Source organism: Citrobacter sp. Cc139 (assembly GCF_030334645.1).
In the GTDB taxonomy this organism is placed as follows: Bacteria; Pseudomonadota; Gammaproteobacteria; order Enterobacterales; family Enterobacteriaceae; genus Citrobacter; species Citrobacter werkmanii.
In genome coordinates, this window is record NZ_JAOWDM010000092.1 from 313,555 (window position 1) to 328,075 (window position 14,521).

General features: G+C 52.2%; 12 protein-coding genes. 8 read left to right on the top strand and 4 right to left on the bottom strand.

Features of this window, described 5'->3' with window-relative positions; translation table 11 throughout:
- Positions 1-225 precede the first annotated feature (225 nt).
- On the top strand, positions 226-1,527 hold the full coding sequence (locus OGV69_RS20655) for an MFS transporter (RefSeq protein ID WP_069323215.1): 1,302 nt from the start codon (positions 226-228) through the stop codon (positions 1,525-1,527).
- 17 nt (positions 1,528-1,544) lie between these two features.
- Positions 1,545-3,908: a glycoside hydrolase family 31 protein gene (locus tag OGV69_RS20660; RefSeq protein ID WP_069323214.1), complete on the top strand. Its 2,364-nt coding sequence runs from the start codon at positions 1,545-1,547 to the stop codon at positions 3,906-3,908.
- Between the two features lie 187 nt (positions 3,909-4,095).
- Here OGV69_RS20660 and OGV69_RS20665 read toward each other — a convergent pair whose 3' ends face one another.
- On the bottom strand, positions 4,096-5,691 hold the full coding sequence (locus tag OGV69_RS20665; RefSeq protein WP_038639134.1) for an ABC-F family ATPase: 1,596 nt from the start codon (positions 5,689-5,691) through the stop codon (positions 4,096-4,098).
- A 232-nt stretch (positions 5,692-5,923) separates the two neighbouring features.
- Between OGV69_RS20665 and ldtB the strand changes: the two genes are divergently transcribed.
- Complete coding sequence (gene ldtB / locus OGV69_RS20670) at positions 5,924-6,844, top strand: L,D-transpeptidase (protein ID WP_038643088.1); 921 nt, start codon at positions 5,924-5,926, stop codon at positions 6,842-6,844.
- A 94-nt stretch (positions 6,845-6,938) separates the two neighbouring features.
- On the opposite strand, the gene OGV69_RS20675 is transcribed toward ldtB, so the two are convergent.
- Both OGV69_RS20675 and mntR read right to left on the bottom strand, forming a co-directional pair.
- Complete coding sequence (locus OGV69_RS20675; RefSeq protein WP_069323213.1) at positions 6,939-8,048, bottom strand: anion transporter; 1,110 nt, start codon at positions 8,046-8,048, stop codon at positions 6,939-6,941.
- Complete coding sequence (gene mntR / locus OGV69_RS20680) at positions 8,045-8,518, bottom strand: manganese-binding transcriptional regulator MntR (protein ID WP_038639127.1); 474 nt, start codon at positions 8,516-8,518, stop codon at positions 8,045-8,047. Before mntR ends, OGV69_RS20675 begins: the two co-directional genes overlap by 4 nt.
- Before the next feature lie 186 nt (positions 8,519-8,704).
- On the opposite strand from mntR, the gene mntS reads away from it, so the two are divergent.
- Positions 8,705-8,833 (top strand): manganase accumulation protein MntS, encoded by a 129-nt coding sequence (mntS, locus tag OGV69_RS20685; RefSeq protein ID WP_003831584.1) that lies wholly within the window; start codon positions 8,705-8,707, stop codon positions 8,831-8,833.
- 276 nt (positions 8,834-9,109) lie between these two features.
- Positions 9,110-10,696: a phosphoethanolamine transferase gene (locus tag OGV69_RS20690; protein ID WP_069323212.1), complete on the top strand. Its 1,587-nt coding sequence runs from the start codon at positions 9,110-9,112 to the stop codon at positions 10,694-10,696.
- A gap of 63 nt (positions 10,697-10,759) precedes the next feature.
- On the opposite strand, the gene ompX is transcribed toward OGV69_RS20690, so the two are convergent.
- Positions 10,760-11,275 (bottom strand): outer membrane protein OmpX, encoded by a 516-nt coding sequence (gene ompX, locus OGV69_RS20695; RefSeq protein ID WP_003035257.1) that lies wholly within the window; start codon positions 11,273-11,275, stop codon positions 10,760-10,762.
- Positions 11,276-11,675: 400 nt separating this feature from the next.
- Here ompX and rhtA point away from each other — a divergent pair, with 400 nt between their 5' ends.
- The 3 genes from rhtA (at position 11,676) to glnH (ending at position 14,482) form a co-directional block, all read left to right on the top strand.
- Positions 11,676-12,563 (top strand): threonine/homoserine exporter RhtA, encoded by an 888-nt coding sequence (rhtA, locus tag OGV69_RS20700; RefSeq protein WP_038639121.1) that lies wholly within the window; start codon positions 11,676-11,678, stop codon positions 12,561-12,563.
- A gap of 303 nt (positions 12,564-12,866) precedes the next feature.
- On the top strand, positions 12,867-13,370 hold the full coding sequence (gene dps, locus OGV69_RS20705) for a DNA starvation/stationary phase protection protein Dps (RefSeq protein WP_038639118.1): 504 nt from the start codon (positions 12,867-12,869) through the stop codon (positions 13,368-13,370).
- Between the two features lie 365 nt (positions 13,371-13,735).
- Positions 13,736-14,482, top strand: coding sequence for a glutamine ABC transporter substrate-binding protein GlnH (gene glnH / locus OGV69_RS20710; protein ID WP_038639115.1), 747 nt, complete (start codon positions 13,736-13,738; stop codon positions 14,480-14,482).
- Positions 14,483-14,521 lie beyond the last annotated feature (39 nt).

The following is a 14,521-nucleotide window of genomic DNA, read 5'->3' on the forward strand; positions in this document are numbered from 1 at the left end:
TGGCATGGGAGCCATCATGCCAAATGACTTACGTTATTTATGAGAAATTTTGCACAAAAACGACTATTTCCCGCTCATGTTCTCCCTTAAGGTGAACTTGTCACACCACTTCCATACTAGTTGTATATCAACTTTCGTATTTAAAACGTACAGAAATCAAAGCTATAAAAATTTGTGTGACACCTGAACCTCCGTCCCCTTACCGTCCGTCTTGTGGAGAGTAAAATGAGTCAGGACATCAATAACACCGTTGCGATAAGCAAAACCCGTCGCGTCATTAAGAACTTGCGCTGGTACATCCTGGTGCTGTTCTTACTTGGCGTCACCGTTAACTACATCACCCGAAACTCGTTAGGTATTCTCGCTCCGGAGTTGAAAGAGAGCCTCGGGATCACCACCGAACAATACTCCTGGATCGTCGGCGCGTTTCAGATTGCCTACACCATTTTCCAGCCCCTGTGCGGCTGGCTGATCGACGTTATCGGCCTGAAGATTGGCTTTATGATCTGCGCCGCGATCTGGGCGCTGATGTGTATTTTCCACGCGGGCGCCGGAAGTTGGCTACACCTGGCCATTCTTCGCTTCTTTATGGGAGCGACCGAAGCGGCTGCGACCCCGGCGAACGCCAAAACCATTGGCGAATGGTTCCCGAAATCAGAACGCCCTGTTGCTGCCGGTTGGGCGGGTGTGGGTTTCTCCATCGGCGCGATGCTGGCGCCGCCTATCATCTACTTTGCTGACGCCTCGTTCGGCTGGCAGGGCGCGTTTATGTTTACCGGCGTGCTGGCGCTGCTATGGGTGATCCTGTGGTGGGCGTTCTACCACAATCCGGAACAGCACCCGAATCTGAGTAAGGACGAGCTGGCGTTTATTAAGCAGGATAACGAACCGCCAGCGGTCAAACTGCCCTTCCTGACTGCGCTAAAGACCGTCTCAAAAAACAAACGCTTCTACGGCATCGCCATCCCGGCCTTTATGGCGGAGCCCGCATGGGCAGTGCTGAGCTTCTGGGTGCCGCTGTACCTTGCCAAAGAGCACGGTATGGATTTGAAGCAGATTGCGATGTTTGCCTGGCTGCCGTTCCTCGCCGCCGACCTCGGTAGCGTGGTGAGCGGTTACCTGACGCGTCTGTATACCCGTCTGTTCGGCTGCTCCCGCGTTAACTCTGTGGTAGCAAGCTCCGTGACGGGCGCGTTCCTGATGATCTCTCTGGGCATCGTAGCCATCACCCGCGACCCGTATATCACCATCGTGCTGATCTCCATCGGCGGCTTCGGGCACCAGATCATCTCCTGCATGCTGAGCGCCCTGGTCGTGGAGTCGTTCGACAAAGGCCAGATGGCGACTGTCAACGGCATGCGCGGCTCTGCTGCGTGGATCGCCAGCTTCCTGTTCTCGCTGTTAATCGGCGTAACCGCCGACAAAATCGGCTTTAACCCGCTGTTTATTGCCATGGGCTTCTTTGACCTGATTGGCGCTGTCTTCCTGGTAGCATTTATTGCTGAACGTCGCGCTAAACGCGCCTGATAGTGGATGTATTGCATATGAAAACCCTGAAAAACTGGATCGTAGATAAGCAGTCAGCAAACCATCTTGAACTGCTGGTCGATAACCAGCACCGTCTGTGTCTGTATGTGCTGGAAGAGAATCTTTTTCGCGTGCTGGTTAAGCGCAAAGGCGAGCTGGCGCTGGACCGCACCTGGAGCATCGCACCGGAAAAAGACGTGCCGTGGGAAGGCCGCCATCGTGACGACATAAGCGGTTTCTCCTGCCCGGCCTGGAACCTGACGCAGCAGGGTGGTGCGCTAACCGTGGCAACCGAACAGCTACGCGTGACCGTCCACCAGCCGCTGTGGCTGGAGTGGCACTACCGCAATGAGGCGGGCGAGTGGCAGCCGCTGGTCAATGACCGACCAACCAGCGCCTACCTGCTGAATGCCCACGGCGACGGCGTGGCGCACTATCTGAGCCGCTCTAAGGATGAGCGTTTCTACGGCCTGGGCGAGAAAGCGGGCAATCTGCAGCGCAACGGTAAACGCTATGAAATGCGCAACCTCGATGCGATGGGCTATAACGCAGTCAGCACTGACCCGCTGTACAAGCACATCCCGTTCACTATCGCCCGCCGCCATGATGTGAGCTACGGCCTGTTCTACGACAACCTGAGCAGTTGCTGGCTGGATTTGGGTAACGAAATCGATAACTACCACACCGCCTATCGCCGCTGGCAGGCGGAAGCCGGTGATATTGATTACTACATCTTTACCGGCAAGCGCGTGCTGGACGTCACCAAAGCCTTTGTCCGTCTGACCGGCAAAACGCTTTTCGGACCCAAATGGAGCCTGGGCTACAGCGGCTCGACCATGCATTACACCGACGCACCGGACGCGCAGAACCAGCTCATGAACTTCATCCGCCTGTGCGCAGACCACGCTATTCCGTGCGACTCGTTCCAGCTCTCGTCCGGCTACACCTCGATCAACGGCAAGCGCTACGTCTTTAACTGGAACTACGACAAAGTGCCGCAGCCGAAGGTGATGAGCCAGGCGTTCCACGACGCGGGGCTGAAACTGGCGGCCAATATCAAACCGTGTCTGTTGCAGGATCACCCGCGTTATAACGAAGTGGCAGAACGCGGCCTGTTTATTCGCGATTCAGAAACCGATGCGCCAGAACGTTCCAGCTTCTGGGATGACGAAGGCTCTAACCTTGACTTTACCAACCCGCAGACTATCCAGTGGTGGCAGGAAGGCGTGACCACGCAGTTGTTGGAGATGGGGATCGACGCCACCTGGAACGACAACAACGAGTTTGAAGTGTGGGACGGCGAAGCGCGCTGCCATGGCTTCGGCCAGGAGATCGCTATCAAACACATTCGCCCGGTAATGCCGCTGCTGATGATGCGCGCCTCGCTGGAAGCGCAGCAGCGTTTCGCCCCGGAGAAGCGCCCGTATCTCATCTCCCGTTCCGGCTGCGCCGGGATGCAGCGCTACGTGCAGACCTGGAGCGGTGATAACCGCACCAGTTGGGACACCCTGCGCTTCAATACCCGCATGGGGCTGGGGATGAGCTTGTCCGGGCTGTTCAACGTCGGTCACGACGTCGGCGGTTTCTCCGGCGACAAACCGGACGCCGAGCTGTTTGTCCGCTGGGTACAAAACGGCGTGATGCATCCGCGCTTTACCATTCACTCATGGAATGATGACCACACGGTGAACGAGCCGTGGATGTATCCGGGCGTGACGCCTGCCATTCGTGGTGCCATTGAACTGCGCTATCGCCTGCTGCCGTATCTTTACACCCTGCTCTGGCAGGCGCATGCCGACGACGAGCCGATGCTGCGCCCGACCTTCCTCGATCACGAGCACGATGCGCAGACCTTTGAAGAGTGCGATGACTTCCTGCTGGGCCGCGACCTGCTGGTGGCAAGCGTCGTCGAAGCCGGGCAGCGCGAGCGTCGCGTCTGGCTGCCGGATAACGAAACCGGTTGGTACGATTTTTACACCAACGAGTGGTTCGCTGGCGGGCAATCGATCGTTCTCGACGCGCCGCTGGAAAAACTGCCGCTGCTGGTACGCGCAGGTGCTGCTCTTCCGCTAAGCGAACGCATTACCCACGTGTCCGCTGAAAAAGACAACACCCGTGAGCTGAAGCTGTTCCCGGTGAAAGGCGTCGGCACAACCTCCGGCCTGCTGTTTGAAGATGACGGCGAAAGCTGGGGCTACCAGAATGGCAATGCGCTGTGGGTGGAATGGGAGATGGTGTGTGATGGCGCAGCGATCAATCTGAAGGTCAACGCGCGTGGGGATTATCATCCGGCGTGGAAGGCGCTGAAGGTGTCGTTACCGGCGGGGGAAAAACGTAAGCTGCTGGTGAATGGGGTTGAAGGGGGCGAGTGGCTGGTGTAGTGCTGCCTGATGCCCTCACCCTACCCCTCTCCCACAGGGAGAGGGAATAAAGGCTCGACGCCTTTCCCTAAGTATTTCGCGCTGCAGGAAGGCGGCAAACCTGTGAATCCCCGGGAGCTTACATTAGTAAGTGACCGGGGTGAACAGGTGAAGCCAACACATCTGCAGCGTGAAAGACGACGGGAAATTAGCCGTCGATACCTTTACTACGCAGGTAATCTTCGTAGTTACCGGTGAAGTCGATCACGCGCTCCGGCGTAATTTCAATCACACGGGTTGCCAGAGAACTGACGAACTCACGGTCGTGAGAAACGAAAATCAACGTGCCCTGATACATTTCCAGCGCCATGTTCAGCGACTCAATCGATTCCATATCCAGGTGGTTAGTTGGTTCATCCATTACCAGAATATTCGGTTTCTGCATCATCAGCTTACCGAACAGCATGCGCCCTTTTTCACCACCAGAGAGCACTTTTGCAGGCTTCTTGATATCGTCCTGGCTGAACAGCAGACGACCGAGGAAGCTGCGCACAACCTGTTCATCATCGCCTTCTTGTTTCCACTGGCTCATCCACTCGAATACGGTCAGATCGTTTTCGAACTCATATTCATGATCCTGCGCGTAGTAACCAACTTGCGCGTTTTCGGACCACTTCACGGTACCGTTATCCGGCTGCAAATCACCGACCAGCGTTTTCAGCATAGTGGATTTACCCACGCCGTTGGCGCCCAGAATGGCAATCTTCTCACCCACTTCGAGCAGCAGATTGAAGTTTTTAAACAGCGGGCCTTCATCAAAACCTTTAGTAAGCGCTTCCACTTCCAGCGCGTTACGGAACAGTTTCTTATCCTGTTCGAAGCGAATGAACGGGTTCTGACGGCTGGAAGCTTTAACTTCTTCCAGTTTAATTTTATCGATCTGACGGGCGCGGGAAGTCGCCTGACGAGATTTTGAGGCGTTGGCGCTAAAGCGGCTGACGAAAGATTGCAGGTCAGCAATCTGCGCTTTCTTCTTGGCATTATCGGCCAGCAGACGTTCACGCGCCTGGGTGGCCGCCGTCATGTATTCGTCGTAGTTCCCCGGATAAACACGCAGTTCGCCGTAGTCCAGATCCGCCATGTGCGTGCAGACCATGTTCAGGAAGTGACGGTCGTGCGAAATGATGATCATGGTGCTGTCACGTTCGTTCAGCGTCTGCTCCAGCCAGCGGATGGTGTCGATATCCAGGTTGTTCGTTGGTTCGTCGAGCAGCAGAATGTCCGGGTTAGAGAATAGCGCCTGCGCCAGAAGCACACGCAGCTTCCAGCCGGGTGCGACTTCGCTCATCGGCCCGTAATGTTGTTCTACCGGAATACCCACGCCCAGCAGCAGTTCGCCCGCACGCGCTTCAGCAGAATAACCGTCCATTTCACCGTACTGAACTTCGAGGTCAGCCACTTTATAGCCGTCTTCTTCACTCATTTCGGCCAGCGCGTATATACGATCGCGCTCCTGCTTCACTGCCCACAGTTCAGCATGCCCCATGATCACGGTGTCAAGCACGGTGAACTCTTCAAAGGCGAACTGATCCTGACGCAGCTTACCGATGCGCTCATTCGGATCGAGGGAAACGTTACCCAGCGTCGGTTCGAGATCACCGCCGAGAATTTTCATAAAAGTGGATTTACCGCTACCGTTCGCGCCAATCAGGCCGTAACGGTTGCCGCCGCCAAATTTGACGGAAATATTTTCAAACAGCGGCTTACTGCCAAACTGCATGGTGACGTTGCTGGAAACTAACACTGGCGTATCCTGAAAGAGAAAGAAATATGTGACAAACCGCTTATTATGCCATAAGTCTACGATAAGATCGCCCCTTCATGCTGAAGGGGGAAAGTGAAAGCAAAAGGAAAAAAATGTGATTTAGTACACATCCGAATTCCTTGTTGCTCAGATTGCACATATAATGCGTGCCCAACACTACATAAATCTCAACCCACTCGCCTGCCTGGCACTGAATCTCGCATACATGAAGATGAATATGAAATTGACAACGCTTTTCGCGGCGGCACTTGCGGTAGTTGGTTTTTGCAACACTGCCTCAGCCGTCACGTACCCGCTGCCTACCGATGGTAGCCGTTTGATTGGCCAAAACCAGGTCATCACCATTCCTGAAGGCAATACCCAACCGCTGGAGTATTTTGCGGCAGAATATCAGATGGGTCTGTCTAACATGCTGGAAGCGAACCCTGGCGTGGATACTTTCCTGCCGAAGGGCGGCACCGTACTGAACATTCCTCAGCAGTTGATCCTGCCGGATACCGTGCATGAAGGTATTGTTATCAACAGCGCTGAAATGCGTTTGTACTACTACCCGAAAGGCACCAACACCGTTATCGTTCTGCCGATCGGTATCGGCCAGTTAGGCAAAGACACGCCAATCAACTGGACCACCAAAGTAGAACGTAAGAAAGCGGGCCCAACCTGGACGCCAACGGCGAAAATGCATGCGGAATACCGCGCTGCGGGCGAACCGCTGCCAGCCGTGGTTCCGGCAGGCCCGGATAACCCGATGGGGCTGTACGCACTGTATATCGGCCGTCTGTATGCTATTCACGGCACCAATGCTAACTTCGGCGTTGGCTTACGTGTCAGCCACGGTTGTGTCCGTCTGCGTAACGACGACATCAAATTCCTGTTTGAAAATGTGCCGGTCGGCACTCGCGTACAGTTTATCGATGAGCCGGTGAAAGCCACTACCGAACCAGACGGCAGCCGCTACATCGAGGTACACAACCCGCTGTCCACCACGGAAGCACAGTTTGAAGGCGGGGAAATCGTACCGATTACGCTGAACAAGAGCATTACCAGCGTCACCGGTCAGTCTGATGTCGATCAGTCCGTCGTTGAGCAGGCGGTACAGAACCGTTCTGGTATGCCGGTTCGTCTGAACTAATCTGCTATACATGCCCGATGGCGCTACGCTTATCGGGCCTACCAACGCAGTAGGCCGGATCAGGCGCCAGCCGCCATCCGGCACACCATATCAATTACATCATCTGCAGCAAAACATACCCTACCAGCGCCGCCCATATCAGCATCGGCAACGAATACCAATGAAAACGCCACCAGATCCGTCGATCGTTTGCCATGCGTAAAGCGATAAGATTCGCCAGCGATCCCGGCAGCAGCCCGAAGCCGCCCACATTAACCGCCCAGGCCAGCAGCAGCGTCGGCGGAACGTAGTTCAGCAACAAAATCGTACTGGGAACATTACTGATAAACTGCGACAGGCCAATGGCCGTCAACCAGAGACCCGGCGCTGAGAGCGTGCCAATCTGGTGCGTTATCCCCTGCAATGCCGGTAGCTGCGTCAGCAAATACACATCGATAAACATCGCCATAAATACCAGCAGCAGCGTCCAGTCCACGCTGAGGATGACGCGACGCGCCAGAACAATGAACCCCGCCGCCACAATCGCCAGACCCCACAGCTCTTGTTTTAACTCCAGCGCCGTCAGAAAGATGATATACAGCGCAAGACAGCTCCACACCAGGCGTGGTTGCCAGTCTGGCGCGCGCGTCCCGGTATGATAGTGCAATGCTTTGTTCGGGAAACTGAACCAGCACAGCACCACCAGCGTCAGCATCATGGCACCCGCGAGCGGCGCCATTTGCCAGGTAAACGCGGTAAATGACAACCCGGAGCGCCCCCACATCAGGATATTTTGCGGATTGCCGATTGGCGTCAGCAACGATCCGGCGTTTACCGCCAGCGCCTCAAAGATAATCAGGCGATTCACCGGAATGGCGCACAATTTTTTCAGGGTGATGGTCAGCGGGACAACAATAAACAACGCAACATCGTTGGTCAGAAACGTCGACAGCAGCGCCGCCGCCAGCACCATAAATATCGCCAATTGGCGTTCAGTGTGAAAGCGGCGGGTCATCTTGCGCCCTAACACATCGAAGTAACCGCTTAATTCTACGCCTTTGGTCAGTAACATCAGGCCGCTAAGCGTAATAATGGTGTGCCAGTCAATCGCTCCAGGCCAGGAACGGGGCGTAAATGGCGTGAACACGCTCAGTACAACCCCGACGATGATTAACAGCTGGAAAAAACGATCGCGCTGCAAGGCGCGTAGTAAAGGAAAACTCATTCAGAGCCAGATCCTTGCTGTTGCGTAAAACGGCTAAAAGCCTCCAGCGTTTCCTTACTGACGTGGTGCTCCATTCCCTCTGCGTCACGGCGGGCAATTTCCGGGCTGATACCTAACATCAACAGGAAATTTTCCACAATCTGATGACGCTCCCGGCTCTCCTGGGCCAGACGTTCGCCTTCTGCGGTTAAAAACACACCGCGCCAGGGGATCATTTCAATCAACCCGACGGAAGCAAGGCGCTTCAACATTTTGGCAACCGTCGGCTGGGAAACCCCGAGTCGGGCAGCCATGTCCACCTGGCGCGCTTCACCTACCTCAATAATGAGATCGGAAATCAGCTCTACGTAGTCATCAATCAGCTCGCGGCGATGCGCCTCCCGGACCTGACGAAATCCTTCAACGTGTTCTTCGACATTCACCAATTGCGTCACTTTTTTTGTTGTTGGCGTACCTGCGCGACGACTCATTCTGCTTCCTCGTTACTGTGACGCGTTAACGGCATCTGATTAGAGAGCGCTCATTGTAAACCAGAGTTGCGTGGGCACAAAAAATTAACGTTTTAGCAATAGCTATATAATATAGCCTGTGCTATATCTGTATATAATAAAGACATCCCTCAAGGACTGATGGGATCGTGAAGTCAGGAGGTTTATATGAATGAATTTAAGAGGTGTATACGCGTGTTTAGCCATTCTCCCTTTAAAGTACGGTTGATGCTGATCTCTATGCTGTGTGACATGATCAACAGCAAACCAGAGCAGGATAAACCTTCAGAAAAATAATGCGGCGTCGCGGTACGCCGCTTCCTTTCCCTGCTGTCATCTGGGTACAGTAGTGTTTTTCGTCCCAATAACCCTGCTTTTTGTCAGTTTTGCCACCTCTCTCGCAAAACAATTTCCTTGTAGTAGTTGACCTTCTCTCATGCACACTCTATCTTTTCGCAGCCCTGCGTATATTGCGGCTCGCGGATGCGGACCCTATCCCTCTTCTCGCACTCTCAGGCAGGCAATGACCCTTAACGCCAGGGTAAGCACATGGCGTTTTTGCATTAGTGGCGTATGAATTTAACCCTCAAAGATTCAATCATTGCTCGTAGCCGGGCCATTAGTCCGTGGACTGGCCTCTATTTCTTACAGTCTATGCTGATCAACCTGGCGTTGGGCTATCCGCTTAGCTTGCTCTACAGCGTTGCTTTCACCTGTATATTAATACTGCTGTGGCGCAGCGCGCCGCGCGCGCAGAAAGTGCTGATCGGCATTTGCTCACTTATTGCGGCGATGTACTTTCCGTTTGGTCAGGCTTACGGTTCGCCTAACTTCAATACGTTGCTGGCGCTGCATTCAACCAATATGGAAGAGTCCACCGAGATCCTGACCATCTTCCCCTGGTACAATTATCTGGTTGGGGTATTTATTTTTGCCCTCGGCGTTATCGCCGTACGCCGTAAAAAAGAAGCGCAGAAGCGCAGTTGGAATAAGTACGACAGTCTGTGTTTGTTGTTTAGCGTCATCGCGTTTTTTGTTACCCCGGTACAAAACCTGGCCTGGGGCGGCGTGTTCAAGCTTAAGGACACCGGTTATCCGGTTTTCCGCTTCGCCAAAGACGTGATCGTCAATAATAACGAAGTGCTCGATGAACAGGAGCGCATGGCGAAGCTGTCGAGTGTGAAAGACAGCTGGACAGTAACCGCCGTGAAGCCAAAGTATCACACCTATGTCGTGGTCATTGGTGAAAGCGCCCGCCGCGATGCCTTAGGCGCGTTTGGCGGTCACTGGGATAACACCCCGTTTGCCAGTTCCGTTAACGGCTATCTGTTCGCAGATTACATTGCCGCAAGCGGTTCAACGCAAAAATCGCTTGGCTTAACGCTTAATCGGGTCGTTGATAATAAGCCCCAGTTCCAGGATAACTTTGTCACTCTGGCTAACCGCGCGGGATTCCAGACGTGGTGGTTTTCCAATCAGGGGCAGATTGGTGAATACGATACGGCTATCGCCAGTATCGCAAAGCGGGCTGATGAAGTGCACTTCCTCAAAAATGGTGATTTCGAAGCGGATAAAAATACCCGTGACGAAGAACTGTTAAAGATGACCGCCCAGGTACTGGCAACCGAGCGCACTCAGCCGCAGCTCATCGTGCTGCATTTAATGGGTTCACATCCCCAGGCCTGCGACCGTACGCAAGGAAAATACGAGACCTTCGTTCAGTCAAAAGAGACATCTTGTTATCTGTACACCATGACGCAGACGGATGACCTGCTGCGCCAGCTTTACGAGCAATTACGTAACAGCGGCAATAGCTTCTCGATGGTCTATTTCTCCGATCATGGCCTCGCCTTTAAAGAGCGGGGAAAAGAGGTGCAGTACCTGGCGCATGACGATCGGTTCCAGCAGAATTTCCAGGTGCCTTTTATGGTGCTGTCGAGCGATGATAAAGCGCATCGGGTGATCAAAGCCCGTCGCTCTGCCAATGATTTCCTCAGCTTTTTCTCTCAATGGACGGGGATCAGCGCGAAGGAAATTACCAACAGCTACCGTTTTATCTCAGAGAAGAAAGCCGGACCGGTGTATATCACCAACTTCAAACTGCAGAAGGTGGATTACAACCATCTGGGTAGCGATATCTTTGAGACCAAATCTCGTTAATCTCTAAATTACACGCAAAAAAAATCCGCCTCAAAAGGCGGATTTTTTATATCACCGAAGTGATTAGAAGCGGTAACCCACGCCAGCGATCCAGGTGCCAACGTCAACGCTACGAATACGGCTCTGCTCATAGGAGAAGTCCAGAGCAACGTTTTCGATCGGGTTGAACTGCAGACCAGCACCGTAAGAGAAACCGTAGTCGCTGGTGGTGTGGTTGTCAGCCGGAGATGCTGCGTTCTGGAATTTACCGTAACCAACACCCACTACACCGTAGATGCTTGCCCAGTCGTTCAGACGGTAAGCCGGACCCGCAGTGATGCCGTAGTACTGGGTTTTGTTGTAGTCGCCAGAAGCATCGGTACGGTCTTTTTCAGTGTAAGTGAAGGAACCGATTACACCCAGCGGGTTGTTGTCCTGCTCGTAGCGATACTTCAGGTTGAAACCGTTCATTTTGTTCGCTGCGCCCTGAGCATCACTCTGAGCGTAACCACCAGTAACGGTAGAAGTAGCAGCTACAGCAGTACCTGCGGAGAAAGCCAGAACAGCGGCCAGTGCTGAAAGACATGCAATTTTTTTCATAACCACCTCAAATGTGCTTCAAGTAAATCCTAAGTTTTAAATATAACAAAAATTGATGGGAAACTCTTTGCGATTCGCGGTGTCTAACGGGCTCTTTCATGTAACAAAACATTTCACAAACCAGCTATACCTTTCAATTTACACCACTTTTTTAAGCTAATGAGCCATTATTGCGCGCACAATACGACACATTCATCCAGATAATTCCTAATCACGCAGATTATTAATCCACCAATTTCGTACCATTGTACGGATCTGAAGAATTTTTTTTTCAACCAATACTCAACCAGTTGAGTGTATTTCCATTACACTCGCTGTTTTACTTTTCTATACATTTTGCCATCCGCGTCGCAACGCCGCGCAGATGAAGAGATGTAACCATCATTTGTCAGGAGAAAGGATGCCGGGGTCGTTACGAAAAGCGCCAGTTTGGTTACCTATTTTAGTTTTGCTTATTGCTATGTCCTCCATTCAAAGCGGAGCATCTCTGGCAAAATCGCTGTTCCCTCTCGTCGGTGCGCCTGGCGTTACCGCGCTGCGCCTCGCACTGGGCACGCTCATCCTTATCGCCTTCTTTAAACCCTGGCGTTTACGTTTTGCCAAAGAACAGCGCCTGCCGCTGCTGTTTTATGGTCTGTCTCTTGGCGGGATGAACTACCTCTTTTATCTGTCTATTCAGACTGTCCCGCTGGGAATTGCCGTGGCGCTGGAGTTTACCGGCCCGCTTGCAGTGGCGCTGTTTTCATCCCGACGCCCTGTAGATTTTATTTGGGTTGCGCTGGCCGTTCTTGGGCTTTGGTTCCTGTTACCGCTTGGCCAGGACGTTTCTCATGTGGATTTAACCGGCGCAGCGCTGGCGCTGGGAGCTGGCGCCTGTTGGGCCGTTTATATTCTCACCGGGCAGCGTGCCGGCGCGGAACACGGTCCGGCAACCGTAGCGGTTGGTTCATTAATCGCTGCGCTGATTTTTGTTCCCATTGGCGCGATTCAGACCGGCGATGCCCTGTGGCACTGGTCAATACTGCCGTTGGGACTGGCCGTGGCCGTACTCTCCACCGCGCTCCCCTACTCATTAGAGATGATCGCACTAACGCGATTGCCAACGCGGACTTTTGGTACGTTAATGAGCATGGAGCCCGCGCTGGCTGCGGTTTCGGGAATGATCTTCCTCGGTGAAACGCTAACGCTTATCCAGACGCTGGCCCTGGGGGCTATTATTGCCGCATCAATGGGTTCTACACTCACTATTCGCAAAGAACCGCAAATTAAGCAAGTTGACGTGAATTAACCCCTTAATATTCTGCATGGTTTGCATAATCATGCAGAATATCCAATTGTAAATCTTCGTGATAATTTTTCTAATAAATAGATTTTTCTTATTCGCCTATTTCTTTTAATTTCCACATTAACATAAAAATAACATTGCGCGACAATCAAACCAGTTATGCTAATGATTTTAATAGATTTTTATTATCCGCTCCTCTCTTCGCTATTAAAGTAATAGGTAACACCGGAAAAATAAATCCAAAATTAGCGCTATACTTATTTCCGTTGAAGAGTTGGGACATAAATATCAAGAGGATATGAAAATATGAGTACCGCAAAACTGGTAAAAACAAAAGCATCCGCCCTCGTTTATACTCGCAACGATGTGACAGACAGTGAAAAGAAAGCAACGGTAGAACTGTTGAATCAGCAAGTGATCCAGTTCATCGACCTGTCGTTGATCACTAAACAGGCTCACTGGAACATGCGCGGCGCGAACTTTATTGCTGTCCATGAAATGCTGGATGGCTTCCGTACTGCCCTGACCGATCATCTCGATACCATGGCTGAGCGCGCCGTACAGTTAGGCGGTGTGGCATTGGGTACAACCCAGGTCATTAACAGCAAAACGCCGCTGAAAAGCTATCCGCTGGATATCCATAGCGTACAGGACCACTTAAAAGAGCTGGCCGATCGTTATGCAGTGGTCGCCAACAGCGTACGTAAAGCCATTAGCGAAGCAAAAGACGAAGATACAGCGGATATCTTCACCGCTGCGTCACGCGATCTCGACAAATTCCTGTGGTTTATCGAAGCCAACATTGAATAACTGTAGTCATAAGAATTACCTATAAAACCCTCGCTCCGGCGGGGGTTTTGCACATCTATGGTGCATAACATTGATCATTCGTCACCCCAAAGTAAATTAATTGTAATAATCACCTCACACAATCGTTAACGAAAGATTGTTTTATCAACAATTTTTACGCTAAATAGTCATACCGTTTGCACCGTGTCAGGTACGCACCAAATGAGTGCCCCAAAATAGTGCAGATTATCCGCTTTGCCCTACTTATTGTGCAGAGAAAAGAAATACCTTCTTTTTAAAACAATGAGTTGCAAAAGTGGCACGATTTTTTCATTAAGCCATATGTTCTCGCAGGGGATCGCCCCGTGGATATAAAAGGAAATCCTATGAAGTCTGTATTAAAAGTTTCACTGGCTGCACTTACCCTGGCTTTTGCGGTGTCCTCCCATGCCGCAGATAAGAAACTGGTTGTCGCAACTGACACCGCGTTTGTTCCATTTGAATTCAAACAGGGTGACAAATACGTTGGATTTGATGTGGATCTGTGGGCTGCCGTCGCCAAAGAATTGAAGCTGGATTATGAACTGAAACCAATGGATTTCAGCGGCATCATCCCTGCTCTGCAAACCAAAAACGTCGACCTGGCACTGGCGGGTATCACCATCACCGACGAGCGTAAAAAAGCGATCGACTTCTCTGACGGCTACTACAAAAGCGGTCTGTTAGTGATGGTCAAAGCGAATAATAACGACGTTAAAAGCGTGAAAGACCTGGATGGTAAAGTCGTTGCTGTGAAGAGCGGCACCGGTTCCGTTGATTACGCAAAAGCTAACATCAAAACCAAAGACCTGCGTCAGTTCCCAAATATCGATAACGCCTATATGGAACTGGGCACCAACCGCGCAGACGCCGTGCTGCATGACACGCCAAACATTCTTTATTTCATCAAAACCGCGGGTAACGGCCAGTTCAAAGCCGTAGGGGACTCGCTGGAAGCTCAGCAGTACGGTATCGCCTTCCCGAAAGGCAGCAATGACCTGCGTGAGAAAGTGAACGGCGCGCTGAAAACGCTGAAAGAGAACGGCACTTATAACGAGATCTACAAAAAATGGTTCGGTACTGAACCTAAATAATAACTGGCAGTGATGCCCGGTGGCGCGATGCATACCGGG

Coding starts and splice junctions, on each gene's coding strand:
- OGV69_RS20655 (WP_069323215.1), top strand. CDS start 226: ATGAGTCAGGACATCAATAACACCGTTGCGATAAGCAAAACCCGTCGC.
- OGV69_RS20660 (WP_069323214.1), top strand. CDS start 1,545: ATGAAAACCCTGAAAAACTGGATCGTAGATAAGCAGTCAGCAAACCAT.
- ldtB (WP_038643088.1), top strand. CDS start 5,924: ATGAATATGAAATTGACAACGCTTTTCGCGGCGGCACTTGCGGTAGTT.
- OGV69_RS20675 (WP_069323213.1), bottom strand. CDS start 8,048: ATGAGTTTTCCTTTACTACGCGCCTTGCAGCGCGATCGTTTTTTCCAG.
- mntR (WP_038639127.1), bottom strand. CDS start 8,518: ATGAGTCGTCGCGCAGGTACGCCAACAACAAAAAAAGTGACGCAATTG.
- mntS (WP_003831584.1), top strand. CDS start 8,705: ATGAATGAATTTAAGAGGTGTATACGCGTGTTTAGCCATTCTCCCTTT.
- OGV69_RS20690 (WP_069323212.1), top strand. CDS start 9,110: ATGAATTTAACCCTCAAAGATTCAATCATTGCTCGTAGCCGGGCCATT.
- ompX (WP_003035257.1), bottom strand. CDS start 11,275: ATGAAAAAAATTGCATGTCTTTCAGCACTGGCCGCTGTTCTGGCTTTC.
- rhtA (WP_038639121.1), top strand. CDS start 11,676: ATGCCGGGGTCGTTACGAAAAGCGCCAGTTTGGTTACCTATTTTAGTT.
- dps (WP_038639118.1), top strand. CDS start 12,867: ATGAGTACCGCAAAACTGGTAAAAACAAAAGCATCCGCCCTCGTTTAT.
- glnH (WP_038639115.1), top strand. CDS start 13,736: ATGAAGTCTGTATTAAAAGTTTCACTGGCTGCACTTACCCTGGCTTTT.